This is a genomic window from Winogradskya consettensis, assembly GCF_018332715.1.
GTDB classification, from domain to species: Bacteria; Actinomycetota; Actinomycetes; order Mycobacteriales; family Micromonosporaceae; genus Actinoplanes; species Actinoplanes consettensis.
The window spans coordinates 318,726-343,773 of the sequence record NZ_BOQP01000006.1; the positions used below are offsets into that span (position 1 = coordinate 318,726).

The window sequence follows — 25,048 nt, forward strand, 5'->3', positions numbered from 1 at the left end:
ACCCCATGGTGTTCGTGACCGCTGTCAGAGAATCGCCTCCAGCTGCGCCACGGCGTGGTCGATCTCCTCGGCGGTGACCACCAGCGGCGGAGCGAGCCGGATCGTCGAACCGTGCGTGTCCTTAGCGAGCACGCCGCGAGCCGCGAGCCGTTCGACTGCCTGCCGACCGGTCATCAGGGCCGGATCGATGTCGACGCCGGCCCAGAGCCCACGTCCTCGCACCGCGAGCACACCCCTGCCGACCAGGGCGTTCAGGCCATCGTGCAGCCGGGCACCGAGCTCCGCCGAGCGCTGCTGGAATTCGCCCGTCTCCAGCAGCCGGACCACCGCGGTGCCCACGGCGCAGGCCAGCGGGTTGCCGCCGAACGTCGAGCCGTGCTCACCGGGCTTCAGCACGCCGAGCACCGACCGGTCCGCGGCCACCGCCGACACCGGCACGATGCCGCCGCCCAGCGCCTTCCCGAGCAGGTACATGTCCGGAACGACACCCTCGTGCTCCATGGCGAAGGTCTTACCCGTGCGCCCCAGACCGGACTGGATCTCGTCGGCGATCAGCAGGACGTTCTCCGTCGTGCACAGCTCCCGTACCCCGGCGAAGTAGCCTGCCGGCGGCACGAGCACGCCAGCCTCGCCCTGGATGGGTTCGAGGAGCACCGCCACCGTGTTCGGCCCGACGGCGGCTTCCAGCGCGCCCAGGTCGCCGTACGGAACAATCTTGAAGCCCGGGGTGTACGGCCCGAAGTCGTCACGCGCATCCGGATCGGTCGAAAAGCTGATGATCGTGGTGGTACGCCCGTGGAAGTTGCCGTCCGCAACGACGATCTCCGCCTGCCCGTCCGGCACACCCTTGACCTGGTATCCCCACTTACGGGCAACCTTGATGCCGGTCTCCACGGCCTCAGCGCCGGTGTTCATCGGCAGCACGAGCTCCTTGCCGCAGAGCTCCGCGAGCCCCTGGCAGAACGTCGCGAACTGGTCGTGCACGAACGCCCGGCTGGTCAGCGTGAGCCGGTCCAGCTGGGCATGCGCGGCAGCGATCAGATCGGGTTGCCGGTGACCGAAGTTCAGCGCCGAGTAGCCGGCGAGAAAGTCCAGGTAGCGGCGGCCGTCGACATCGGTCACCCAGGCGCCCTCAGCGTCGGAGATCACCACCGGCAGCGGGTGGTAGTTGTGCGCGGTCCAACGTTCGGCGGCCTCGAGCTCTCCGGGCGTACGCATATCAAGGTCCGTCATGCTGAGCTCCCCTTCGTCATGCCCTTCTGGCCCTCGCCGTCAAGGCCGTGTTTCGCGAACGCTGAGCGCAGCTCGGTGCAGTCGCTCATGACCTGACCTCCAGCGTGCAGCACTTGGGGCCGCCGCCGGCCTTGCGCAGCTCGCTCACATCAACCCCGACGGTCCGGTATCCGGCGGCCTGCAGGGCCGCGGTCAGCGCGGTGGCCTGGACCGGAAGCACGACGGTACGTCCGTCGCTGACCGCGTTGAGGCCCAGTACCTCGGCATCCTCGGGCGTCGCGATGACGGCGTCCGGGAAGAGCTGCCGCAGCACGGCCTGAGAGCCGGGCGAGAAGGCCGACGGAAGGTACGCGACATTGCGCTCGTCCAGCACGCACAGCGCGGTGTCCAGGTGGTAGTACGCGGGGTCGACCAGCTGCAGTGTGATCACCGGCCGGCCGAACACCTCCTGCACCTGCGCGTGGGCCGCGTGGGCGGTGCGGAAGCCCGTGCCCGCGAGCAGCACGTCACCGGCGAGCAGGATGTCGCCTTCGCCCTCGTTGGTGTGCTTCGAGTCGACCGTTTCGAAGCCTGCGCTCTCGAACCAGGCCTTGTACGCGGGGCCCTCGTCGGCGCGCTCGGCGTCCCGGAACTGGACGGCGAGCACCTTGCCGCCGACGACCGTGGCGCCGTTCGCGGCGAAGACCATGTCGGGCAGGCCGGGCAGGGGCTCGATCAGGTCGACGGTGTGGCCGAGGTCGAGGAAAGTCTGCCGCAGATTTTCCCACTGGCTGACGGCCAGGGCGTTGTCGTACGGAGCCGTCGGATCCATCCACGGATTGATCCGGTAGGTGACGGCGAAGTGGGTGGGCCGGCACATCAGGTAGCGCCGGGCGGCAGCGGTCGTCATGGGCCCAACGCTATGCGGGAAAGCCCTGCGCAGAGCCTAGATCACCGTTGCGCACCCGCGAAGAATCGTTGCGTCATGGGCCCTTGCGCCGACGATTCGTTGCGCGTGCCTTTGGGAGGCTTTTGCGCGCTTTGCGTCGCGGAGCCGGCAGATCGCCAACCAGGAGATCATCAGCCAGGAGCTAGTCAGCCAGGAGCCGGACATGCGTCGGGGGCGGCGAACCGCCGCCCCCGCACAACGTCGCGGTGCCAACCCCGAGCCGGTCGACGGTGATCGCCGTTCGGACTGTTCCGCACTTTCCAGCGAACCGCCGGATGTTTTCGGGGCGGGCCGGCGGTCAGCCGACCCGGTTCCGAGGGGTCACCGGGGGCGCATCGCCTCCGGTGACATCGATTTACCCGTCAGAATCGATTTACAAACTGTGTGTCAAGCCACTCCCGCAGGCTGCTGACCGGCTGCATGTCGGTGCCGAGCCAGGACAGCGCACCGGCCAGGGCGAGCACGCCGACGACGATCGCGCCGAGCGCGAGCACCATGCCGAGCAGGGCGTCGGTCTTGCCGGCGATGTGCCGCTTGCCGGTCGCGTGGATGCCGGCGAGGGAGAGTACGAGGGCGAGCACCGCGACGCCGATGCCGTATCCCAGCAGCGGCCCGGAGAGCACCAGCAGCGCGGCCACGACCCCGGTGATCAGGCCGAGCATGGCGAGGAGGCTGGCCCGGGGCTTGGGGCCCGCAACCACCGGCGCCGGCGCGGGCCGGGTCTCGGTGACGGTGTCGGTCCTGACGGCGGTGTCGGCCTTGACGGCGGTGTCGGTCTTGAAGGCGGTATCGGTGGCACGCACCGGCCTGAGCTCGGTGGTCGTGTTGTCAGAATCGCTCGGCGCGACGGTGGCGTTGGTCCGCGGCGCGGGCGGGGGCGGGGTGGCGCGCCGGGCCTCTTCGCGGCGCTCGGCTTCCTGACGCTCCGCCTCGCGACGCTTGGTGAGCACGGTGGCCCGCTCGTCGGCTGCGGGTGCGGTGCTGATCTCTTCGGTCTTCGCCTCCGTACGCGCGGAGATCGGCGCACGGTCCTCGGTCTCAGTAACGGTGTCGGACTGGCGGGAGAATGTAGGGATCCTCACGTCAGCACCTCCTTCGCAAGCCTTCGGGGGATGACGTGGCTATACCCCGACGGGCCACAGTGCACACAAACGGGCGCGCGGCTGGCCGCGCGCCCGTTCGGTTTACTGCTCTATCTGCAGGTCAGACCGGCAGTTATCAGGTCAGATCCACCCTCTCACAGGGTGAGATCCGAATCAGACCAGCGCCGAGGAGTTCGGCACGTCGGCCGCCTTGGCGATCACGTGGTCGACGATGCCGTAGTCCTTGGCCTCCTGCGCCGTGAACCAGCGGTCACGATCGGAGTCGCGGTTGATCTCCTCCGGGGTGTGCCCGGTGTGGAACGCGATCCTGTCGTTCATCACGTGCTTGATGTGCAGCATGCTCTCGGCCTGGATGGCGATGTCGGCCGCGGTGCCGCCGATGCCGCCGGAGAGCTGGTGCATCATCACCCGTGCGTGGGGCAGTGCGTAACGCTTGCCGGCGGTGCCCGCGCAGAGCAGGAACTGGCCCATGGAGGCCGCCATGCCCATCGCGATGGTCGCCACGTCGTTCTTGATGTACTGCATCGTGTCGTACACCGCCATGCCGGCGCTGATGGAGCCGCCCGGCGAGTTGATGTACAGCGCGATGTCCTTCTCGCTGTCGGAGGAAGCGAGCAGCAGCATCTGCGCACAGATGCGGTTCGTCACCTCGTCGTTGACCTCGCTGCCGAGGAAAATGATGCGCTCCCGGAGCAGCCGGTCGAAGACCTGGTCGTCAAAGGATGCGCCACCCGCCCGCATCACAAGCTCGTCAACACTCATGGACCCACCCTCTCGCACCGGCCGGGGGACGGCAGCACCGACCCGGCATCAGACGCTTACTACCTTCCCTTTTAACGCTGCCACTGCCCAGTGATTCCCCTAAGGGCGAAAGCCGATGATCAGCCGACCGGGGTGCGCCGGGCGACCCAGTCGGTGGTCAGCGGACGCGGGCGGGGCTTGTTCTCCTCGACCCAGGTGTCGATGCGGGCCCACCAGTCGTACAGCCAGGCGATGCGCTCCTGTTCACCGGCGGGTATCTCCTCCGGCGGGACACTCCAGAACCGCATCACGAGGTGTTTGTCCATGGGCAGCTCACGCCAGACGTCAGCCACCGTGATCATCTTGTCGAGCCCGGTGTGGGCCACGAAGATCACTCCGGCATCGGGGGCCGCCTCGATGGCCGCGAGCAGGCCGCCCGGCTTCGGGGGCAGCAGGTTGCGGAGGCGTTCGGCCCGCTCGGCCATGTCCTCCATGCCCTTGGCACGCAGCCAGGCGATAGCCCGTACCCGTCGCCTGGGGGTGAAGTTTCCCCCCTCGGGGAAGATCACGAACGCGTCGTTCTCGTCGAGGCCTTTCGCGAGGGCCCCGACCTCCCTCTCGAGATCGCCGTTGCCGGGACGCCCCGGTGTGATGAACCGGTTGGGCAGGCGGTTGAGGAGAACGTCGACCGCCGGGTCCCACTGCAGGGTGGCCTTGAGCACGATGCGCGGCTCGCGGTCGAACCAGTTGACCAGCCCGTGGATCAGGATGAACGAGTCGCCCGGGCCCGCGTGCCGGCTGGCCACGATCTCCGGCCGCCCCGGCATCCCGGTGTCGGGGTCGGTGCCGACCACGTCGATGGTCAGGTGCAGCGACCATTTGGCCAGCCAGAAGAGCACACCCAGAAACTTGCCGGTGAGTACGTAGTGAGCGCGCTGGAACGCTGGGGTACGAATCTTCCAGCCGAAGCCCGAGGCCACCCAGAGAACCGCCAGGCTGACCAGCGCGGCCGCGTCCCAGACCACATACGCGACAGCCAGGAACGCCAGCCGCGGGACACGCAGGTGACCGGGCACGAGCGGCGAGACGGCAAGGGCCACCAGCAACCAGACCGGCAGCGTCGTGACCAGCGCGAAGGCGAGGACCACCACGAGGGGTGCGATGACGAAGTGCCGGATCCAGCGGGGTGGGATCATCTCAGGCGCCGATGCCCGGCGAGGGGGTCACATTCGCGGAGAGGTAACGCCGGGAGGCCGTGTAGGCGCGGCTTATCCGCCGGCCCGAGGCGGCCATGTCGCGATAGGCCCAGGGCGAGTCGTCCCGGCTCTCGCCGCCGCCGGTAGGAAGAACGTGCACCCGTACATCGTCGGGCAACGAGGCAAGCTCCCGCGCGAACCGGTGCCGCCGGGCGATCTCGAACGCGACCTGCGCGACCTCCCACGGCCGGCGTGGCGCAACGAGCGGGCGCTCGATCCGCCCGACCTGGAGCACAAAAATAAGTTTGGCGCCGAGCCGGACCGCCTCCCCGATCGGGATCGAGTTGACGATGCCCCCGTCGACGAAGTGCTCACCCCCGATCTCCATCGGCGGCAGCAGACCCGGCACCGACGACGAGGCGAGCACCGCGTCGACCAGCGGCCCGCTGTCGAACCAGTGCTCGGCAGCCCGCTCGATGCTCGCCGCGCAGCAGTGGAACGGCACCTTCAGGTCGCCGAAAGAGGCATTCTCGCCCAGCTCCGAGATGAGCAGCCGCCGCAACGGCATCGGTGAGTGCAGGTGCGTCCGGGCCGCGAACCGCCGGACCTGGCGCGCGATGCTGTCGCCGTACACCTCGGCAGCCTCGGGCGACGACCAGAGCCGGACCAGCCGCTCGGTGACGGCCTCACTGGGATCGGCGGCCACCAGCGCACCATTGACCGCACCGATCGACGTCCCGACCACCAGATCGGGGCGGTAACCACCACGAAAGAGCGCCCGCAGCATGCCGACCTGAACGGCGCCGAGGACCCCTCCCCCGCCGAGCACAAACGCGACCGGATTCTGCATACACCCATCGTTCCACGCCCCGTAAGAAGCGATCACGCCGCAAGCAAAGCGACCGCCGAAGCGGGCGAGGCGATCACGCCGAGGTGGGCGAGGCGATCACGCCGAGGTGGGCGAGGCGATCAGGCCGAGGAGCGGGCCGATTGGTCCCAGTCGACGCCGGTGAGTGCAGCGACGCCCCTTGAGGGCGGCCACTCCCGGGAAAGCAGCCCACGAGAGCGGCCCCGCCCGGGAGAGCAGCCCGGGAGAGCAGCCCGGGAGAGCAGCCCGGGAGAGCAGCCCGGGAGAGCAGCCCGGGAGAGCAGCCCGGGAGGACAGCGACGCCGCCCCGGCCCGCCGCCCCCGGCCCGCCGCATCCGGACCAGGGCCGATCACCGAAAGGTTGTGCACAATTAAATTGTGCACAACCTTTCGCACTGGGGACGGAGGAATCGCCGCGAACGGAGCACTGGCGGCCGCACCAAAAGGCCCTGACCGCCACACGCCACCGCCACCGCCACACGCCAGTGCCAGTGCCACCGCCACCGCGAGTGCCGCGCGGAGCGCGGGAATCTGCTCGGCCTGGTCAAACACCTCGCGACGGATCAACGGTCGGACCAGAGGCCCGCGGGCCGGTCAAAGCCGGGCCGGCCGGTCGCTCGAGAGTCAGCCGAGGCCGTTGAGGAACGGCTCGTGGGCGTTCTGGAACTCGTAGCTGTAGAAGTGGTCCCAGTTGATCGACCAGGTCATCAGCCCTCGGAAACCGGGGTTGGTCCCGCTGCGAACCGTGTAGCCGCCACAGTTCGTCCCCTTGACCAGGCAGGTGACCGCCTGCTGGATCGCGGCCGGTGCGACGTAGCCGTTGCCGGCGCTGACCGAGGAGGGGGCTCCGAAGGCGATCTGGTCCTCGCGCAGGGCCGGGAACAGGTTGGCCGTGTTGCCCGCGACCGGGAAGCCGGCGAGCAGCATGTCCGTCATCGCGATGTGGAAGTCGGCGCCGCCCATGCTGTGGTACTGGTTGTCGAGGCCCATGATGGAGCCGCTGTTGTAGTCCTGGACGTGGAGCACCGTGATGTCGTTGCGCATCGCGTAGATGACCGGCAGGTAGGAGCCCGCGCGGGGGTCCTGGCCGCCCCATGGGCCTGAGCCGTAGTACTGGTAGCCGAGTTGGACGAAGAACGTCTCCGGGGCCATGGTCAGGACGAAGCCGGCGCCGTAGCGGGCTTTGAGGGACTTGAGGGCGGCGATCAGGTTGACGATCACGGGGGTGGTCGGGTTCTTGAAATCCGTGTCGCCCGTGTTCAGGGACAGGGAGTGGCCCTCGAAGTCGATGTCGACGCCGTCCAGGCCGTACTTGTCGATGATGGCGCTGACCGATGAGACGAAGGTGTCCCGGGCCTGGGTGGTGGTGAGCTGGACCTGGCCGTTGGCGCCGCCGATCGACAGCAGGACCTTCTTGCCCGCCGCCCGTTTCGCCTTGATGGCGGCGATGAACGCGGCCTCCGACTCGACGCCGGCGCATTCCGTGGCCGGGCAGAGGGTGAAGCGGATGTCGCCGGAGGTTGCCGAGGTGGGTTCGCCGAACGCCAGGTTGATGATGTCCCAGTCGGCCGGCACATCGGCCATTTTCAGGTAGCCCGAGCCGTTCAGGAAGCTCGAGTGGAGATACCCGATGAGCGCGTGCTTGGGCAGCCCGCCAACAGGGGGAGGAGTAGTAGGAGGAGTGGTGGGCGGCGTAGTGGTGGGCGGCGGTGTGGTGGGCGGCGGTGTGGTTGTGGGAGGCGGGGTTGTGGGTGGCGTGGTTCCGCCGCCGCAGGCGCCGTTGTCGGTCCAGACGTCCCATTGGCCGCTGTGGGTGGCCGGGCTTTCGTTCTGGGTCCACCATTTCGCGGTGTAGTTGTGGCTGTTCTCGGAGGCGGACGTGCCGCCCGTGTAGACGGCGGCGCTGCTCCACGCCGGGGCGCAGGCGACCGCGGCGCTGGCGGCGGACGCCACGTAGACGGTGGACCCGGCCGCCGCGACGATCGCGACGCAGGTGAGGACTAGGGATCGGCGCATGGGGGGATGGCCTCCAACGTCGGCATATCGACAGTTGGCTAATTATTAGGACTGTTAACTTATTCTGTCCAGAGGGACGCCGAATCTGATCCGCCGGCCCGCGCCGTCGAAGAGCAGCAGGTCATCCGCTCCGACTCCGACGGCGAGCGGGTCGCCGACGGCGAGCGGCGCTGTCGCGCGTACTGACAGGAAAGCCGCGGCCGGGCCGAAGAGCGAGGGCACGCCACCGACCTCGACCCGGACCAGAAGCTCGTGGCCCAGGTTCTCGATCGAATGGATCTTGCCCGTCAACGACATGGGGCGCCCGCTGTCGATGAGCATCAGCGGCCGGATCGCCACCGTCACCCGTGCGTTGTCGAACGACGCCGGCAGGGAGGCCGACGGGAGCGTCAAGGCCTGCGCGCCGAGGTCGACCACCACCCCGGCATCCGTGACCTGCACCGCGCCGGCCAGCAGGCCGATCGACGGGGCGCTCAGGAACGTCGCGACAAAAACGTCGTCGGGGTCGGCGTACACCTCGTGGGGTGGACCGACCTGCTGGACCGCGCCGTCGCGCAGGACCACCACCCGGTCCGCCATGGTCATGGCCTCGGTCCGGTCGTGCGTCACGTAGAGCGTGGTCACGCCCAGCTCGCGGGTGACCGTCACGATCTCGCCGCGCAGCGCCGCCCGGGTTCCCGCGTCCACATTCGACAGCGGCTCGTCGAGGAGCAGCACCTGCGGCTTGCGCACCAGCGCGCGGGCGATCGACACCCGCTGGCGCTGACCGCCGGAGAGGTGCTCGGGAAAACGGTTGAGCAGGTCCGCCACCCCCACTCGGGCGGCGATCTCGAGGACCCGGGCGGCGACCTCACCGGCCGGCCACGAATGGGCCCGCAGCGGGAAGCCGATGTTCTGCGCGACGCTGAGGTGCGGGTAGAGCGACGGCGAGACGAGCGAGACGTCCTTGTAGACCGTCACCTCGCCGCTGGTGGGGACGACGAGCCCGGCGATCAGGCGCAGAAAGGTGGACTTGCCGCAGCCGGTGGGCCCGACGACGACCACGAATTCGCCCGGCGCCACGTCGAGGGTGATGCCGTCCACCGCCACCGTGGCGCCGCCGCCGTCATCGTCGTAGATCTTCGTGAGCGCACGGGCCGAGATGGCGACCATGCCCCTCATAGTGCGGGTCGATCGCCATCAATGAAAGGGTCAGGGCGTAACGGGACCCGACGGATTGGACTCCGTCGGATTCGAGGGCTCCTCCGACGGCGGTGCGGACGTGGGCGGGGTCGTCGGGGGCGTGGTGGGCGGGGTCGTCGTCGGCTTCGTGGTGGGGGCCTTCGTCGTCGGCCGGGTGGTCGGCCGGTTCGTCGTCGGGCGCGGCGAATCCGGCTCTTCCGTCTCGGTCGGGTCCTCCGTCGGATCCACGGTCGTGTCGGGCGCGGTGGTGGTCGCCTCCGGGGTCGGCGACACCGCCGGCTCGGAGCTCGGCACCTCCTGCGAAGGCGTGGGCGTGAGGGCCGGGGCTTCGGGTTCGGTCGAGGCCGACTCGGAGGGCGATCCGGCAGGAGCTTCCACGGGTACGCCGTCAGCGCACCCCAGCGACCCACTGCTGACCGCCGCCGGCGTCCCGTCGACGTACACCCGCCCGGTGGCGACAGAAACCGTCCCCGGCTCCACGGCGAACCACGCGGCACCGTTGTTCGTGACCTCCCCCGCCGTGCGCGGAAGGCTCAGCACGAGCGGCTCGTAAGCCCCGCTGGTGCTCCCGGTGTCGGCGAGCACCCGCCCGCTCTGCACCGTCAGCGATCCGTGCGGGATCCGGCTGCGGCCGCTCTCCGTGGTGAGCGCGCCGAGCACGGTCCGGGAGTCGGCGCAGAGCAGGACCACCGAGCCGCCCTGGAACGTGAGCCGCCCCGAGCCGCCGGCCGGGATGCGCACGCGGTCGTCCTTGTCGAGGTAGCGACGGCCGCCCTCGCCGATCTCGACCTGCTTGCCGCCGACGGTGGCGACGATGGTCCCCTTGTCCGAGATGAGCAGCGCGCGGTTGGCGGGCATCTCGGCCCAGGCCGGTCCGGCGGCGAAGTTCAGGCCGGTCAGCACGAGCGCGATCACGAGGACCAGGACGACCAGCCACCACATGCGCCGTTCGAAGCCGCGGTCGAGTTCGTAGTTCTCGGTGCCTTCGGGCGGTCCGGGCGGAGCGGCGAGCGGCGGGTACGCGCTGCCGGCCCCCGATCCGGCGCCGGGCCCACCGGGGACGTGGTACGGGTCGCCGACGAGCGGTGGCAGGTCGGAGGCGTCCGGGATGACCCAGAGCCGGGCGGGCGTACGCGTCTGCGCCACCATCCCCGGATTACCCTCCCCGACCGGCCCGATGAGCGTGCCGCGGCGCAGCTCGACGCCGTCGGCCATGGCGATGACGCCGGACTCGACCACGACGGCGTGGGTGGGGCCGGGCAGCATGACCGGCGCGCCCGGCTCGAGGTCGATGGGGTGCGAGGAGGCGATGAGGGCGAGCCGTTCGTCCCCGGCGAGCCCGGACAGCGCCGGGGTGTCGGCGAAGAGCGCCTCGGCCTCGTCCCGGGCGGCCGGCGGCGGGCCGGGCACCGGGCCGATCACGGTCGCGACGGTGGCGGTCGGCACGGCCAGCAACGTGGTGCCGGCGGTGTGCCAGTCCAGCGATGTCGAGCGGCCCGTGAGCGCGTTGGCGAGCCCGACGATGCCGCCGGCACCGACGTGGTGGCGGATCGTGCCGCCGGGGTCGCCGGGCTTGCGGGCCTGCATGGCGCCGTCGACGACGACGTACACGGCCTGCTGGGCGGCGCCGGCGACGATCATCTGGGTGCCGGACGGCGGGCGTACCCATCGGGCCCTGCTCGCCAGGCCGGCGAGCGCGTCGTCGGGCAACCCGCCGAGGTCGGAGTTGCGCAGGGCCTCGAGCCGGCGCGGGGCGTCCGCTTCCCGGTCCTTCTCCGCGGCCTTCAGCCGCGAGCGGCGCCACCAGCGCGCGAAACGGCTGAAAGCGAGGTAGATGAGCGGGGCGCAGAGACCCAGCAGGACCGCGAGTAGCAGGGCCTGCCCACCGGCCCCGTTGTGCCAGAGCCCGGTGGCCAGGCCGGCGATCCGGTCGGCCCAGATCCTGTACGCGAGGTTCACCGCAACGGCGACCCACAGCACCGCCAGCACCCCGTAGAGCGCGACGATCTTGCCTTCCCGGTCGAGGCCCGACCACGGCGTGGACCGCCCGCGCAGCCGCCCGGACAGCCACGCGAGACCGCGACCTCGCAGGCCGGGGATCTCCAGCCAGTCCATCAGCAGGTAGTTGCCGTCGAGCGCCAGGAACGGGTTGAGGTTGAACAGCACGTTCAGGTACCACAGGAACGCGAGTTTGAAGGCCAGCCCGGCGAGGGCAGGCACGGCGAGACCGACCAGCTGGATCGAGCCGGCCAGCACGAGCGCGGTGGCCGGGCCGGACGCGGTGACCAGCAGGCGCGCGCGGCGCCCGGCCATCCACGCGTCGGCGGTGTCCACGAAGACGGTCGGGATGCCGTAGGTGAACGCGAGCCCTGCCGCCGGCACCTCACGCCCCGCGTGCTTGGCGGCCATCGCGTGCCCGAGCTCGTGACAGGTCAGCGCGACCACGTTGAGCAGGAGCAGCAGGAGCGCACCGAGCAGGTACGACCCGTCGGCCAGGAAGACGGACTCGCTCCCCCGCGACCAGGTCGTCACGAAGAGCCCGACGCCGGCCAGCGCGAAGACGCCCATCACGATCGCGGCGGCCTTGCTGAAGAACAGCCGCCCGCCCGCGCGATAGAGCACCCGGATGAGGGTGTCGATGTCGAAGACGAACATCCGGCGCCCGCGCGCGGCGTCGAGCACCCCGCGGCCGACCCGTTCGGGCAGCGCCGCCCGGCGCTCGTCCCGCAGCGGGTGGAACGCCTCATCGGGCAGTTCGTCGAGCATGCGGTTGGCCGCGAGGTCAGCGACCACCCGGCGGACCTGGTCCGGGGAGAGCCTGCCGGCGAGCCGGGCGAACTCCGCGACGAGGCGGGCCACCGTGTGGGTGCCGTCCATCATCAGGGCGAGCTGCCACTCGTCGGGGGTCAGCCGCAGATAGCAGGCGCGGGCGCCGTCGTCCGGGGAGCGGAGCATGACGTACGTGCTGCCGCGCACGCTGGTCAGCCCGACGGCCTCGATCCCGGGGCGCAGCACGGGCCGGGCCCGGGCAGGGTTCAGCCGGTCGACCACCGCACCCCAGAGTTCGGGGTCGGCGGGTCCGAGCGGCTCACCCGGCGCGCGTCCGGCCAGGGCTTCCCAGACTGTCATCCGGGTATCGACGTTCGTCACTCGGGTCGGCCTTCCACTTCGCTATGGCGAATGGAGAGTAGGCCGTCTGCCCTGTTCAGGGCGAGCCCCCATTTTCCCGCCCGCCGGGAGATATTTCGCAGAGTGGACATAAAGGTGCGGTGGGTGATCAGAACCAACCCCCTTGGTCCTGACCACCCACCGCTGGGAAGTGGTGCCACCCGATGGCCCGAGCGGCACCGGATGCTTTCTAGGAGGCCTCGGAGAGCGTGGCGCTGACCGTCTGCTCCTGGCCGTTACGGGTGAACGTGATGGAGATGCTGTCGCCGACCTTGCCCGCCTGGATGATGGCCACCAGGTCGTCGGAGTCGTTGACCGCCTTGCCGTTGACCGACTTGATGACGTCGCCCTGCTCGATGCCGGCCTTGGCCGCCGCGCTGTTCGCGGTCACCGTGCTGACCTGGGCGCCGCCGCCCTCGGCCTCCGCCACGCTGACGCCCAGCGCCGGGTGACTGACCTTCTCGCCCTTCATCAGCGACTGGACGACCGTCTTGACCTTGTCGCTCGGGATCGCGAAGCCGAGGCCGATGTTGCCGGTGCTGGAACCCGAGGTCGCGATCGCCGAGTTGATGCCGATGACCTGACCGTTCGTGTTGACCAGCGCGCCGCCCGAGTTGCCCGGGTTGATCGGGGCGTCGGTCTGCAGCAGGCCGGACATCGACGTCGTACCCGAGGACTGCGACTGCTGCTGTTGCTGTTGCTGCTGGCCACCGAACGGGTTGGTCGGGGTCTCCTGCTGCTGCTGCTCGTCCTCGCTGCTGGACTGGATGGTGCGGTCCTTGGCGCTGATGATGCCCTCGGTCACCGAGCCCTCCAGGCCGAGCGGGCTGCCCAGCGCGAGCACGGTGTCGCCGACCTGCATGTCGGCGCTGGAGCCCAGCGTCGCCGGCTTCAGGCTGTCGGCTGCCGCGACCTTCACCACCGCGAGGTCCGTACGCTGATCCGTGCCCGTGATCGTGCCCTGGACCTTGGTGCCGTCAGCGAAGATCACCGAGACGGTCTTGCCCGTCGCGGTGGCCACCACGTGGTTGTTGGTGACGATGTAGCCGTCCTTGTTGAGCACGACGCCGGAGCCCTCGCCGCTCTCCGTGGTGATCGAGACGACGCTGTCCTTGACCGACGAGACGATCTCGGCGAGCGAGGAGCGGTCCACGATCCGGGTGACCGCGGAGTTGCCGGTCTGCACCGAGGACGACCCGCTGTCGTCGTGGAACGCGAGCGCGGTGGCCGCGCCGACACCGCCGGCACCCAGGGCGATCAGCACCGCGACGGCGCCGGTGACCAGGATGCGGCGGCCACGGCGGGCCTTCTCGGGGTCGCGCTGCTGCTGCTCGGTGCCGACCGAGGTGGCCCAGATCGGGGCATCGGCGTGCTGCTGGCCGTTCCACTGCTGAGCGTCCGCGCCGTTCCACTGCTGGCCGTCCGCGCCGTTCCACTGGGGCTGCGGGCCCTCGATGGCCGGCTGCTGCTGGGTGTGGCCGTAGGGCGCCTGCGGCTGGCCGTTCCACTGCGGCTGCCCCTGGTATCCACCGGAGTAGGCCGGATACTGCGGCTGGTGGGGCTGGCCACCGCGCTGCCACGGCGAACCCAGCCACTGACCGGGCTGCTGCTGCCCCTGCGGGAACTGAGGCTGTTGGGGCTGCTGGGGCTGAACCGACTGGGGCTGGGCCGACTGGGGCTGGGCCGACTGGGGCTGGGCCGAGATGGGCGCCTGGGGCGCCGCTGGGGATGACGGCTGCTGCGGGGCCGGCTGGTAGGCCGCCTGCTGAGCCGTGGTGTCGGACGTTCCCCGCTCCGGGCTGCTGGATGCGTGGGGGGCGTCCGCGGGCCGGTGCGACTGCTCCTCGGGAGAGGAGTCCTCGTGCCGCTGCGGGTTGGTCTCGTACTCGTTCATGTCCACCACACTGCCCCTCGACGATCCGTGTCACCTGTGCTGGCCCTGAAGGTTTTCTGTGAATGGCGGATGACCGGAAGGTCAGGATTCGTCCGGGACGAGCGCGGGCAGACTCACCCGGAACGTGGCGCCCTTCCCGGGCTCGCTGATGACCTCCACGGTGCCGTGGTGGGCCCGCACGATGGCCGCCACGATGGCCAGCCCGAGACCTGTCCCGGTGGCCGCCCGGTCGGTGCGCCGGGTCCGCGCCTCGTCCGCCCGGTAGAACCGCTCGAAGACGTGTTCGCGCTGCTCAGGGCTGAGTCCCGGACCGGTGTCGGAGATCTCCACGACGGCCCGGTTACCTGGCGCGGTGGACAGCGACAGCGTGACCGCGGCCTCCGGCGGGGTGTGTACGAGCGCGTTGGTCATCAGGTTGCCGATCACCTGTCGCAGCCGGGCGTCGTCGCCGTACGCGATGAGATTCTCGGGCTGATCCCGAACGTCCAGCGTGATCGTCCGCTCGGGTGCGACGGCCTCCGCGGCCTGTACGGCGTCCAGCGCGAGCACAGGAAGCTCCACCGGCGCGAGCGTGATCGGGCGTTCCCGGTCGAGCCGCGCGAGCAGCAGCAGATCCTCGACGAGCAGACCCATCCGGGACGCCTCGTCCTCGATGCGGCGCACGAGCTTGGCGACGGCCTCCGGCTCGCTCACGGCCCCCTGCCGGTAGAGCTCCGCGAAGCCACGGATCGACGTCAGGGGCGTACGCAACTCGTGGGAAGCGTCCGCGACGAACTGCCGCATCTTCCCCTCGGAGCGCACCGCCCGGGCTTCGGAGGCGTGCGCCGCCTCGGCGGCATCGCGGGCCTGGGACTCCGCGGCCCGCGCCGCCGTCTCGGAGAGGGCCCGGGCCGTGAAGGCGGCCTCGATCTGCGCGAGCATGGCGTTCAGCGCGCGGGACAGCCGGCCGAGCTCGGTCTGCGGCTCGCCCTCGTCGGGTTCCGGGTCGGGCACCCGCTGGGTGAGGTCACCGGCCGCGATCGCCGCCGCGGTGCGCTCGATCTGCATGAGCGGGATGAGGCTCTGCCGCACGATCGCCGCACCCACCGCGGCAAGCGCGAACAGCACTCCCGCGCCGACCAGGATGTCGACCCAGACGAGCCGGGTGATCGCGTCGTCGATGCCGACCAGGCGCTCGGCGACGTACAGCACCGAGCCGTTCGGGGTGTAGGTCACCAGCATCCGCCAGTGCACCGTGCCGTCGGACGAGTTGACCGTGTACGCCTTGTCGACGTGGGCGTTCACCTGGTCGACCCCGATCAGGATCGGGGGCAGCTGGGTACGGCTGGTGAACACCTTCGTGTCGTAGCGCTCGTTGTCGGTCGAGCCGATGCCGTTGATGGTGGTGACGTTCACGTAGTAGTCGGAGGGCGGAACGACGCCCTGGTTCGGACGCAGCCCTTCGAGCGTGGTCGTGAACTGGACGAGCTGGGAGTCGAGCCGGGCGATCAGGTAGTTGTGCAGCGCGTACGTGCTCGCCGCACTGATCAGGGTCAGGGCGGCGAAGACCAGCGCCAGCACGGAGGCGACGAGTTTGGTGCGCAGTGGCACCCGGCGGAGCCCGGTCTTGTTCGGTACGTGGCTGCGGACCCGCTGGGCGAGTTCCATGCCGGGCTCAGGCGGCCGGTTTGCGCAACACGTACCCGACGCCACGCAGGGTGTGGATCAGGCGCGGCTGCACGTTGTCGACCTTGCGCCGCAGGTAGGAGATGTAGGACTCCACGATGTTGTCGTCGCCGCGGAAGTCGTACTTCCACACGTGATCCAGTATCTGCGCCTTGGACAGCACCCGGTTGGCGTTGAGCATCAGGTAGCGCAGGAGCTTGAACTCGGTCGGCGAGAGCTGCACGCGCTGACCGGCCCGGTAGACCTCGTGCGTCTCCTCGTCGAGCTCGAGGTCGGCGAAGACCAGGCGCGACGGCTCCTCGTCCCCGGCCGTGGTGCGGCGCAGCACGGCCCGGATGCGGGCCGTGAGCTCCTCCAGGCTGAACGGCTTGGTGACGTAGTCGTCGCCGCCGAGCGTGAGCCCGCGGATCTTGTCGTCGGTGCCGTCACGGGCAGTGAGGAAGACCACCGGGGTGCGCGCGCCACCCTCGCGCATCAGCCGGATCACCTCGAAGCCGTCGAGGTCGGGCAGCATCACGTCGAGCACCACGAGGTCGGGGGCGGCGTTCTTGGCCGCGGTGACCGCGGCACTGCCGCTGGTCGCGGTGCTGACGTCGAATCCCGCGAACCGCAGGCTGGCGGAGAGCAGCTCGAGAATGTTCGCGTCGTCCTCGACCACGAGGAGCTTCGCCTCGCTCTGCTTTCCATGGGTCTGGGTAGCCATGGAACCCATCTTCACGCAGGTCGCTGCGCTCACGCTGCACGTTGCCTGAAAGTTTTCTGTGAGCCCTCTATGCAGCCAGCTCGAACTTCCCCGAGGAGGCCTGGGCCGCGCGTGCCAGCACCCGGCGATCGGCTCCGGGCTCGGGACGCAGGGCCGGGGAACCGACGAGGGTCACGGTCAGCCCACGCAGGGCAACCACACGCCGTATCGAGGACCATAGCGTGTCGTCACCGATGAAGGCTGCCGCCGGGGAGGCGTACCTGATGGAGATCGGCACGACCGGGACGCCGGCGTCAACGGCGGCCTGGAACACCGCGGGCCTGAACTTACCCCGCTCGGCACCGCAGAAGGTGGTGCCCTCCGGGAAGACCGCGACCGAACGACCGGCCCGCAGGGAGGCAGCCACATCGGCCACCGCGAGCGGCAGGGTCCGGGGCCGCGAGCGGTCCAGGAAGATCGCCCCACCCGCCTTGGCAACCGCGCCGACCAGCGGCCAGGTCCCCACCTCACTCTTGGCGACGAGCCGGACGGGCGTCACCGCGAGCAGGGCGAGAATGTCCAGGAAGGAGACATGGTTGGCGACCAGCAGGCTGCCCGGGCGCGGCGCCGGGCCGCGCCACACCAGCTCGACCCCCAGGGCCGCGAGCAGGGCGCGCGCGACCGGCCGCAGGGCGGCACCACGGGTGAGCGGCACCAGGACCAGACTGCTGATCAGTACGCCCGCAGCCGCCACCAACCGCACCACCCTCGTGACCCGGCCGGTTGCCGCGTCGCCGCCAGGGATGCAATGTGAACCGCAATCCGACACCGGTCGCCACATCATCGCGTGGCTCCGAGGAAGTGCCGGCGGTAACGCGGGTCCATCCGGTCCATGGAGAACAGCACGTAGAAGTCGGCGCAGTTGAAGTCCGGGTCGTACGCGGGCTCCCCGCACACCCAGCTGCCGAGTCGCAGATACCCCTTGAGCAGCGGCGGCGGCTGCACCTTGGGGTCGCCGACGAGCTCGGTCGACGCGAGCCAGTTACGTCGCGGCTGCACACGCAGTGCGGGCGGTGACATGTTCTTGTTCTGCACCCGCGCCCAGACCCCGGCCGCCGTGGCGCCGCCGTCGTCGAGCGACACCGACGCGCAGCCACCGAGCCAGCGCAGATTGTTGAGGTGCAGGTAGCGCGCGAGCCCTGCCCACATGAGGTTGACCACGGCGCCGGAGCGGTGGTCGGGGTGCACACAGGAGCGTCCCGTCTCGACGAGCTGGTCGCGCAGCGGGCCGAGGCCGCTCATGTTGAACTCGCCGTCGCCGTAGCGGCGCCCGGCGCGCTCGGCGCCCTTGGGGGTCATCATCCGGTAGGTGCCGACGACTTCGCCGGTGCCGTCGTCCCGGACGATGAGGTGGTCACAGAATTCGTCGAACTCGTCGACGTCGCGTCCGTCGGCCTCGGTCCGGAGGGTGGCGCCGAGTTCACCGGCGAAGACGTTGTGGCGCAGCCGCTGTGCGGCGGCGACCTGATCCGCGTCGTCCGCGATCAGGAGTGAGTAGCCGCTGGTCCCGATGGGTGCGGCGGCGGTCATGAGTACCGTCATGTGACCTGTGTAACGGCCGTGATTGCCGTCGGCGTGTCGGTCCAGGTGGACTCGGATGACAGATGAGTGAACGGCATGTCGCGGGGCAGCCGCAGTGGACCCCACCCGGTAGGTTCAGTCCTCAGCCCACTGGGAGGAACCCACGTTGACGGCCAGGTCAGGGGAGATTGTCGTCTCCCATCTCACGAAGCAGTACAAACAGCTCCGCGCTGTTGACGATCTATCTTTCACCGTGCAGCCGGGCCGGGTCACCGGCTTCCTCGGCCCCAACGGTGCCGGCAAGACCACCACGCTGCGCATGATGCTCGGCCTGGTAACCCCCAGCTCGGGTAGTGCGCTGTTCGGCGGGGTCCCCTACCAGGACCTCGACGAGCCGATCAAGCACGTCGGCGCACTGCTCGAGGCGTCCGGCGCACACAAGGGCCGCACCGGCCGCAACCACCTGCGGGTGATCGCCACCGCCGCCGGGCTGCCCGCTTCCGCAGCCGACGAGGCGCTGGCCCGTGTGGGGCTCACCCCCGCCGCCAAGCGCAAGTTCAAGGGCTACTCGCTCGGCATGAAGCAGCGCCTGGGCATCGCCGCCGCACTGCTCGGCAACCCGCAGGTGCTGATCCTCGACGAGCCCGCCAACGGGCTCGACCCCGAGGGCATCCGCTGGATGCGCGACCTGCTCAAGGCGCTCGCCGTGCAGGGCCGCACGGTCCTGGTCTCCAGCCACCTGCTCGCCGAGATGCAGCAGCTCGCCGATGACGTGGTGATCATCGCGGCCGGGAAGCTGATCCGGCAGGGCCCGGTCGGCGAGGTGCTGGGTTCCATGGGCGGCGGCGCCGTCGTCCGCGTGCGCACCCCGAGGCCCGCCGACCTGGCCGCGGCCCTGACGGCGGCCGCCGGCCACGTCACCACGCTGCCCGACGAGGCCCTCTCGGTGACCGGGCTCGACCCGGCCCGGATCGGGCACATCGCCTTCACCTCCGGGATCGAGCTGCACGAGCTCACCGGCGAGAAGGCCGACCTCGAACAGGTCTTCCTGCAGCTCACGGCCGGAAAGGCGGATATCCGATGAAACTGCTCCGCGCCGAGCTGCTCAAGATCTGGACCACCAGCACCTGGTGGGTCTTCGGCATCGTCACCCTGGTGCTCTGGGCCCTGACCACGGGCATCAACTGGCTCACCGCCAGCTCCACCCTCGGTGCCGACACCACCGGCCTGGACCCCGATACAGCCGAGCAGGTGCGGGTCGCCGGCGAGGCCGTCAACGTCGCGACCAACCTCTACACCAGCGGCCAGTTCTTCGGCGTGCTGATGGTCATGCTGCTGACCGCGATCCTGTCGACCAGCGAGTATTTCCACCAGACCGCGACGACGACCTTCCTGCTGACCCCGCGCCGGGAGACGGTCGTGCTGGCCAAGCTCGGTGCCGGCGTCGTCTTCGGGCTGCTCTTCTGGGTGATCACGACCATTCTCAACCTGATCGTGACGCCGCTGATCCTCTCCTCGCTCGACGTCGGCGCCCAGCTGGGTGAGGGTGCGGTGTGGCGGGCGATCCTGCTCAACGGGCTCGCGTACGGCATCTGGGCCATCCTCGGCGTCGGCGCGGGCATCCTGATCCGCAGCCAGCTCGCCGCCACCATCACGCTCAGCCTGATCTACGTGGTCGGCTTCCTCGGCGCCGCGATCATCTTCCAGCTGATCGGCGACCGGTTCGGCGACTGGTTCCAGAACCTCCAGGTGCTCATCCCCGGGCTGGCCTCCCAGCTCATGGTGAGCGGCACGGAGTTGCCCGGAAACCCGCCCCGATGGGTCGGTGCGGCGGTCCTCATCGTCTACGCACTGGTCGCGGGCATCGTGGGCACCATCATCACCAAGAAACGCGACATCACCTGACGTATCCGACGCCTCACACATCTCACTTCGGTGGCGGGCGTTAGTCACAGACCGGACGTGCGCATGGCTACGCCTCCATCACGGCGTAGCCTTGACGCCGAATCCTTCGTCCCGTGTGTGACGAACGTCGCGTGCTGACAAGATGGTGAAAGAGGCGAACACGGAAGTGTCGACCCAGCAGACTTCGCATGAGAATCCGCTCGCAGACTTCGGTCCGAACGAGTGGATCGTCGACGAGATGTACCAGCGCTACCTGGCCGACCCCACCAGCGTCGACCCCGCGTGGCATGACTTCTTCGCCGATTACAAGCCGGCCATGGCCTCGGGCTCCATCGTGACACCCGATGAGGCCACCGCCGCGAACGCGAAGGCCACAGCTGAAAAGGCCGGCACCGATGCCCCGGCCGCCGCAACCGTCGCTCCGGTCAAGCCGACCGTGCCGCCGCCGGCCCCCAAGCCGGCTCCGGCTCCCGCAACGGCCCCAGCTCCGGAGAAGGCAGCCGCACCGGCACCCAAGCCGGCGGCTGCCGAGAAGGCGGCCGCTCCGGCTCCGGAGGGCGCCAAGGTCACCACCCTGCGCGGTGTCGCCGCCAGCATCGTCCGCAACATGGACGCCTCGCTGGAGGTGCCGACCGCCACGTCGGTGCGCGCCATCCCGGCCAAGCTCATGGTCGACAACCGCATCGTGATCAACAACCACCTCTCCCGCGGGCGGGGTGGCAAAGTCAGCTTCACCCACCTCATCGGCTGGGCGCTGATCCGCGCGGTGGTGGCCCACCCGGAGATGAACAACTCGTTCGCCAAGGTCGACGGCAAGCCGGCCCTGGTGCAGCCCGAGCACATCAACCTCGGCATCGCGATCGACATGAAGAAGAAGGACGGCTCGCGCTCGCTGGTCGTCCCGTCGATCAAGAACTGCGAGCAGATGGACTTCCGGCAGTTCTGGCAGGCGTACGAGGACGTGGTCCGGCGCGCCCGCCGCAACGAGCTGACCATGGAGGACTACTCCGGCACCACGATCTCGCTGACCAACCCCGGCGGCATCGGCACGGTGCACTCGATCCCCCGCCTCCTCACCGGGCAGAGCGCGATCATCGGCGTCGGTGCGATGGAGTACCCCGCGCCCTACGCCGGCATGTCCGACGAGATGCTCACCGACCACGGCGTCAGCAAGGTCACGACGCTGACCAGCACCTACGACCACCGGGTCATCCAGGGTGCGCAGTCCGGCGAGTTCCTCAAGGCGATGCACGAGTTCCTGCTCGGCGAGCACTCGTTCTACGACGACATCTTCACCGCCCTGCGTATCCCATACGAGCCGGTGCGGTGGGTGCGCGACGTCGCCCGGACCTCCGAGGGGCAGATCGACAAGGCGGCGCGGGTCGTCGAGCTCATCCACGCGTACCGCGTGCGCGGCCACCTCATGGCCGACACCGACCCGCTGGAGTTCGAGATCCGGCGCCACCCCGACCTGGACGTGCTCCAGCACGGCCTGACGCTCTGGGACCTCGACCGCACGTTCCCGGTCGGCGGTTTCGCCGGCAAGCAGCGGATGAAGCTGCGCGACGTGCTCGGCGTCCTGCGCGACACCTACTGCCGCCGGGTCGGCATCGAGTACATGCACATCCAGGGTCCCGAGGAGCGGCGCTGGATCCAGGACCGCATCGAGATCAAGTACGAGAAGCCGGACCAGGAGGAGCAGAAGCACATCCTGAGCCGGCTCAACGCCGCCGAGGCGTTCGAGACGTTCCTGCAGACGAAGTACGTCGGCCAGAAGCGCTTCTCGCTGGAGGGCGGCGAGTCGCTGATCCCGCTGCTCGACGCCGTTCTGGAGGACTCCGCCGAGGCGGGGCTCGACGAGACGGTCATCGGCATGGCCCACCGCGGCCGGCTGAACGTGCTCGCGAACATCGTCGGCAAGCCGTACGAGAAGATCTTCAACGAGTTCGAGGGTCAGATGGACCCGAAGTCGGCCCACGGCTCCGGCGACGTGAAGTACCACCTCGGGCAGACCGGCAAGTACACGACGCCGGACGAGCAGCACTCCACCACCGTCAGCGTGGTCGCCAACCCGTCGCACCTGGAGACGGTCGACCCGGTGCTCGAGGGCATCGTCCGCGCCAAGCAGGACCGGCTCGACCTGGGCCTGCACGGCTACACGGTGCTGCCGGTGCTGGTGCACGGCGACGCCGCGTTCGCCGGTCAGGGCGTGGTGGCCGAGACGCTCAACCTGTCGCAGCTGCGCGGTTACCGCACCGGCGGCACGATCCACGTCGTGGTCAACAACCAGGTCGGCTTCACCACCGCCCCGGAGTACAGCCGCTCGTCGCTCTACTCCACCGACGTGGCCCGGATGATCCAGGCGCCGATCTTCCACGTGAACGGCGACGACCCCGAGGCCGTCGTGCGGGTCGCGAAGCTCGCCTTCGAGTACCGCCAGGCGTTCAACAAGGACGTCGTGATCGACCTGGTCTGCTACCGCCGCCGCGGTCACAACGAGGGCGACGACCCTTCGATGACCAACCCGCGGATGTACGAGATCATCGACACCAAGCGCTCGGTCCGCAAGCTCTACACCGAGGAGCTCATCGGCCGCGGCGACATCACCGTGGACGGCGCCCAGGAGCAGCTGCGCGACTACCAGACGAAGCTCGAGGGCGTCTTCAAGGCGACCCGCGACACCGCCGGGTCGCCGCCGCGGGTGCGTCCGCCGCTGGCGGAGGAGCCGGAGCCGCAGGTCGACACCGCGATCGAGGCCGCGACGGTGAAGGCGGTCGGCGAGGCCCACCTGGACCTGCCCGAGGGCTTCACCCCGCACAAGCGCGTGCAGCAGCTGATCGAGCGGCGCGCCAAGATGTCCACCGAGGGTGGCATCGACTGGGGCTTCGGCGAGCTCATCGCGTTCGGTTCGCTGCTCAGCCAGGGCGTGACGGTCCGGCTCGCCGGTCAGGATTCCAAGCGCGGAACGTTCGTGTCCCGCCACGCGGCCCTCGTCGACGCCAAGACCGGTGACGACTTCCTGCCGCTCTCCACGCTGGCCACCGGCAACGCCCGCTTCTTCGCCCATGACTCGCTGCTCAGTGAGTATGCGGCGATGGGCTTCGAGTACGGCTACTCGGTCGAGAACCCCGACGCGCTGGTGCTGTGGGAGGCCCAGTTCGGCGACTTCGTCAACGGCGCCCAGTCGATCGTGGACGAGTTCCTCTCCTCCGGCGAGGCCAAGTGGGGCCAGCGCAACTCGCTGGTGCTGCTGCTCCCGCACGGCATGGAGGGCCAGGGCCCGGACCACTCGTCCGGGCGTCCGGAGCGGTTCCTGCAGCTCTGCGCGCAGGACAACATGCGGGTGGCCAACCCGACCACCCCGGCCAACTACTTCCACCTGCTGCGCCGTCAGGCACTGTCGAGCAAGAAGAAGCCGCTGATCGTCTTCTCGCCGAAGTCGCTGCTGCGGCACAAGCTCGCGGTGTCGCCGGTCGCCGACTTCACCACGGGCACGTTCCAGCCGGTGCTCGCCGACGCGGGCATCAACGGCACCCCGCTGGACGCCACGGCGGTCAAGCGGGTCCTGCTCTGCTCCGGCAAGGTCTACTACGACCTGTTCCAGGCCCGGGCCGAGCGTGGCAGCACCGACACCGCGATCATCCGGATGGAGCAGATCTACCCGCTGCCCGTCGAGGAGCTCAAGGCGGTGCTCAGCCAGTACCCGAACGCCGAGGACTTCGCCTGGGTCCAGGAGGAGCCGGCCAACCAGGGTGCCTGGTCGTTCGTGGCGCTCAACCTCCTCGAGCACCTCGAGGGCGTCCGGCTGCGTCGCATCTCCCGCCCCGCGGCGGCCGCCCCGGCCGTCGGTTCGGCCAAGATGCACGAGGCCGAGCAGGCAGCACTGGTCGAGGCCGCACTCCCCAGGCCCTGATCCTCCAGGTACGCCGTGAGCAGCGCCCCTCCGTTCGTACGGTGGGGCGCTGCTTCGTAGTATCCGGGGCATGTACTTCACCGATCGTGGTATCGAAGAGCTGGTCGAACGGCGCGGGCCGGAGTCCGTGACGCTGGAGTGGGTTGCGGAGCAGCTCCGCACGTTCGTGGACATCAACCCGGAGTTCGAGACCCCCATCGAGCGGTTCGCGACCTGGCTGGCGCGTCCCGACGAGGACGATGAGGACTGATTTCGGGCCCGTACGCCGGGTCGAGCTGGACGCGGGCGTCGAGGTCGATCGGGCCGCCTGGTGGGCGAGGATCCCGGCGATCGCGGCGCTGCTCGAGCACGGGCTCAACCTCCCCGCCGGGGTCACGTTCCTCGTCGGGGAGAACGGCTCCGGCAAGTCCACGCTGATCGAGGCGCTCGCGGTCGCGCACGGGCTCAACCCCGAGGGCGGGTCCAAGGGCGCTCGGTACAGCAGCCGGGTCACCGAGTCGCCGCTCGGCGAGCTGCTGAAGGTGGTGCGGACACCGGGGCGGCGGGTCAACGCGTACTTCCTGCGTGCCGAGACGATGCACGGGCTCTACACGTACCTGGAGCATCTGCCCGGGGCGATCGACACCGACCTGCACGACCGCAGCCACGGCGAGGGTTTCCTGGAGCTGCTCGACCGCAAGTTCGACGGGTACGGCTTCTATCTCATGGACGAGCCCGAGGCGCCCCTGTCGTTCACGTCGACCCTGGGCCTGCTCGCCCGGCTGGAAGCGCTGCGTGACGACGGCGCCCAGGTGATCGTCGCCACCCACTCCCCGCTGCTCACGGCCCTGCCCGGCGCGACCATCCTGGAGCTGGGCGCGCATGGCATCCGCCGTGCCACCTGGGATGACCTGGAGATCGTCGCGCACTGGCGGCGTTTCCTCGACCGCCCGGACGCCTATCTGCGGGCGTTGCGCTGAGTTCCGTACTTATC

19 protein-coding genes are annotated in these 25,048 nt (G+C 69.7%); 5 read left to right on the forward strand and 14 right to left on the reverse strand.

Features of this window, described 5'->3' with window-relative positions; translation table 11 throughout:
- Positions 1 to 24: 24 nt before the first annotated feature.
- From rocD to Aco04nite_RS07290, 14 genes are all read right to left on the reverse strand, one after another.
- Positions 25 to 1,233, reverse strand: coding sequence for an ornithine--oxo-acid transaminase (rocD, locus tag Aco04nite_RS07225; RefSeq protein ID WP_212996376.1), 1,209 nt, complete (start codon positions 1,231 to 1,233; stop codon positions 25 to 27).
- Between the two features lie 85 nt (positions 1,234 to 1,318).
- The gene (gene ddaH, locus Aco04nite_RS07230) at positions 1,319 to 2,122 is read right to left on the reverse strand and encodes a dimethylargininase (protein WP_212996377.1); all 804 of its coding nucleotides are present in this window, start codon (positions 2,120 to 2,122) and stop codon (positions 1,319 to 1,321) included.
- A 401-nt stretch (positions 2,123 to 2,523) separates the two neighbouring features.
- On the reverse strand, positions 2,524 to 3,243 hold the full coding sequence (locus tag Aco04nite_RS07235) for a hypothetical protein (RefSeq protein ID WP_212996378.1): 720 nt from the start codon (positions 3,241 to 3,243) through the stop codon (positions 2,524 to 2,526).
- Positions 3,244 to 3,417: 174 nt separating this feature from the next.
- Complete coding sequence (locus Aco04nite_RS07240; RefSeq protein ID WP_212996379.1) at positions 3,418 to 4,026, reverse strand: ATP-dependent Clp protease proteolytic subunit; 609 nt, start codon at positions 4,024 to 4,026, stop codon at positions 3,418 to 3,420.
- A 119-nt stretch (positions 4,027 to 4,145) separates the two neighbouring features.
- Positions 4,146 to 5,201: a 1-acyl-sn-glycerol-3-phosphate acyltransferase gene (locus Aco04nite_RS07245; RefSeq protein ID WP_212996380.1), complete on the reverse strand. Its 1,056-nt coding sequence runs from the start codon at positions 5,199 to 5,201 to the stop codon at positions 4,146 to 4,148.
- 1 nt (position 5,202) lies between these two features.
- The gene (locus Aco04nite_RS07250; RefSeq protein WP_203839840.1) at positions 5,203 to 6,051 is read right to left on the reverse strand and encodes a patatin-like phospholipase family protein; all 849 of its coding nucleotides are present in this window, start codon (positions 6,049 to 6,051) and stop codon (positions 5,203 to 5,205) included.
- Positions 6,052 to 6,693: 642 nt separating this feature from the next.
- The gene (locus tag Aco04nite_RS07255) at positions 6,694 to 8,085 is read right to left on the reverse strand and encodes a chitinase (protein ID WP_212996381.1); all 1,392 of its coding nucleotides are present in this window, start codon (positions 8,083 to 8,085) and stop codon (positions 6,694 to 6,696) included.
- Positions 8,086 to 8,139: 54 nt separating this feature from the next.
- Complete coding sequence (locus Aco04nite_RS07260; RefSeq protein ID WP_212996382.1) at positions 8,140 to 9,237, reverse strand: ABC transporter ATP-binding protein; 1,098 nt, start codon at positions 9,235 to 9,237, stop codon at positions 8,140 to 8,142.
- Positions 9,238 to 9,276: 39 nt separating this feature from the next.
- Positions 9,277 to 12,396 carry a cyclic nucleotide-binding protein gene (locus Aco04nite_RS07265; RefSeq protein ID WP_244875796.1) on the reverse strand — a complete coding sequence of 1,040 codons (3,120 nt, stop codon included), beginning with the start codon at positions 12,394 to 12,396 and terminating at the stop codon, positions 9,277 to 9,279.
- A 229-nt stretch (positions 12,397 to 12,625) separates the two neighbouring features.
- Positions 12,626 to 14,329, reverse strand: a complete 1,704-nt coding sequence (locus tag Aco04nite_RS07270; RefSeq protein ID WP_212996384.1) for a S1C family serine protease — start codon at positions 14,327 to 14,329, stop codon at positions 12,626 to 12,628.
- An 81-nt stretch (positions 14,330 to 14,410) separates the two neighbouring features.
- Positions 14,411 to 15,976, reverse strand: coding sequence for a sensor histidine kinase (locus tag Aco04nite_RS07275; RefSeq protein ID WP_212996385.1), 1,566 nt, complete (start codon positions 15,974 to 15,976; stop codon positions 14,411 to 14,413).
- A gap of 7 nt (positions 15,977 to 15,983) precedes the next feature.
- On the reverse strand, positions 15,984 to 16,697 hold the full coding sequence (locus Aco04nite_RS07280; RefSeq protein WP_203839834.1) for a response regulator transcription factor: 714 nt from the start codon (positions 16,695 to 16,697) through the stop codon (positions 15,984 to 15,986).
- Between the two features lie 67 nt (positions 16,698 to 16,764).
- The gene (locus Aco04nite_RS07285; RefSeq protein WP_244875797.1) at positions 16,765 to 17,442 is read right to left on the reverse strand and encodes a lysophospholipid acyltransferase family protein; all 678 of its coding nucleotides are present in this window, start codon (positions 17,440 to 17,442) and stop codon (positions 16,765 to 16,767) included.
- A 74-nt stretch (positions 17,443 to 17,516) separates the two neighbouring features.
- Positions 17,517 to 18,278, reverse strand: a complete 762-nt coding sequence (locus Aco04nite_RS07290; protein ID WP_212996387.1) for a GNAT family N-acetyltransferase — start codon at positions 18,276 to 18,278, stop codon at positions 17,517 to 17,519.
- Between the two features lie 145 nt (positions 18,279 to 18,423).
- Here Aco04nite_RS07290 and Aco04nite_RS07295 point away from each other — a divergent pair, with 145 nt between their 5' ends.
- The 5 genes from Aco04nite_RS07295 (at position 18,424) to Aco04nite_RS07315 (ending at position 25,034) form a co-directional block, all read left to right on the forward strand.
- Positions 18,424 to 19,341, forward strand: coding sequence for an ABC transporter ATP-binding protein (locus Aco04nite_RS07295; RefSeq protein ID WP_212996388.1), 918 nt, complete (start codon positions 18,424 to 18,426; stop codon positions 19,339 to 19,341).
- Positions 19,338 to 20,162, forward strand: coding sequence for a DUF2705 family protein (locus Aco04nite_RS07300; RefSeq protein ID WP_212996389.1), 825 nt, complete (start codon positions 19,338 to 19,340; stop codon positions 20,160 to 20,162). Before Aco04nite_RS07295 ends, Aco04nite_RS07300 begins: the two co-directional genes overlap by 4 nt.
- A gap of 142 nt (positions 20,163 to 20,304) precedes the next feature.
- Positions 20,305 to 24,075, forward strand: coding sequence for a multifunctional oxoglutarate decarboxylase/oxoglutarate dehydrogenase thiamine pyrophosphate-binding subunit/dihydrolipoyllysine-residue succinyltransferase subunit (locus tag Aco04nite_RS07305; protein ID WP_438874899.1), 3,771 nt, complete (start codon positions 20,305 to 20,307; stop codon positions 24,073 to 24,075).
- 70 nt (positions 24,076 to 24,145) lie between these two features.
- Complete coding sequence (locus Aco04nite_RS07310) at positions 24,146 to 24,325, forward strand: DUF6104 family protein (RefSeq protein WP_203839829.1); 180 nt, start codon at positions 24,146 to 24,148, stop codon at positions 24,323 to 24,325.
- Positions 24,315 to 25,034: an AAA family ATPase gene (locus Aco04nite_RS07315; RefSeq protein WP_212996390.1), complete on the forward strand. Its 720-nt coding sequence runs from the start codon at positions 24,315 to 24,317 to the stop codon at positions 25,032 to 25,034. The genes Aco04nite_RS07310 and Aco04nite_RS07315 overlap by 11 nt, the downstream gene beginning before the upstream one ends.
- The last annotated feature ends 14 nt before the right edge of the window (positions 25,035 to 25,048 follow it).

Bases quoted from the DNA above. Each gene is read 5' to 3' on its own strand.
- Aco04nite_RS07280 (WP_203839834.1), bottom strand. From the start codon at position 16,697: ATGGCTACCCAGACCCATGGAAAGCAGAGCGAGGCGAAGCTCCTCGTG.
- Aco04nite_RS07275 (WP_212996385.1), bottom strand. From the start codon at position 15,976: ATGGAACTCGCCCAGCGGGTCCGCAGCCACGTACCGAACAAGACCGGG.
- Aco04nite_RS07310 (WP_203839829.1), top strand. From the start codon at position 24,146: ATGTACTTCACCGATCGTGGTATCGAAGAGCTGGTCGAACGGCGCGGG.
- Aco04nite_RS07290 (WP_212996387.1), bottom strand. From the start codon at position 18,278: ATGACGGTACTCATGACCGCCGCCGCACCCATCGGGACCAGCGGCTAC.
- Aco04nite_RS07270 (WP_212996384.1), bottom strand. From the start codon at position 14,329: ATGAACGAGTACGAGACCAACCCGCAGCGGCACGAGGACTCCTCTCCC.
- Aco04nite_RS07245 (WP_212996380.1), bottom strand. From the start codon at position 5,201: ATGATCCCACCCCGCTGGATCCGGCACTTCGTCATCGCACCCCTCGTG.
- Aco04nite_RS07260 (WP_212996382.1), bottom strand. From the start codon at position 9,237: ATGGTCGCCATCTCGGCCCGTGCGCTCACGAAGATCTACGACGATGAC.
- Aco04nite_RS07250 (WP_203839840.1), bottom strand. From the start codon at position 6,051: ATGCAGAATCCGGTCGCGTTTGTGCTCGGCGGGGGAGGGGTCCTCGGC.
- ddaH (WP_212996377.1), bottom strand. From the start codon at position 2,122: ATGACGACCGCTGCCGCCCGGCGCTACCTGATGTGCCGGCCCACCCAC.
- Aco04nite_RS07240 (WP_212996379.1), bottom strand. From the start codon at position 4,026: ATGAGTGTTGACGAGCTTGTGATGCGGGCGGGTGGCGCATCCTTTGAC.
- Aco04nite_RS07265 (WP_244875796.1), bottom strand. From the start codon at position 12,396: ATGACAGTCTGGGAAGCCCTGGCCGGACGCGCGCCGGGTGAGCCGCTC.
- Aco04nite_RS07255 (WP_212996381.1), bottom strand. From the start codon at position 8,085: ATGCGCCGATCCCTAGTCCTCACCTGCGTCGCGATCGTCGCGGCGGCC.
- Aco04nite_RS07315 (WP_212996390.1), top strand. From the start codon at position 24,315: ATGAGGACTGATTTCGGGCCCGTACGCCGGGTCGAGCTGGACGCGGGC.
- Aco04nite_RS07300 (WP_212996389.1), top strand. From the start codon at position 19,338: ATGAAACTGCTCCGCGCCGAGCTGCTCAAGATCTGGACCACCAGCACC.
- rocD (WP_212996376.1), bottom strand. From the start codon at position 1,233: ATGACGGACCTTGATATGCGTACGCCCGGAGAGCTCGAGGCCGCCGAA.
- Aco04nite_RS07305 (WP_438874899.1), top strand. From the start codon at position 20,305: ATGGTGAAAGAGGCGAACACGGAAGTGTCGACCCAGCAGACTTCGCAT.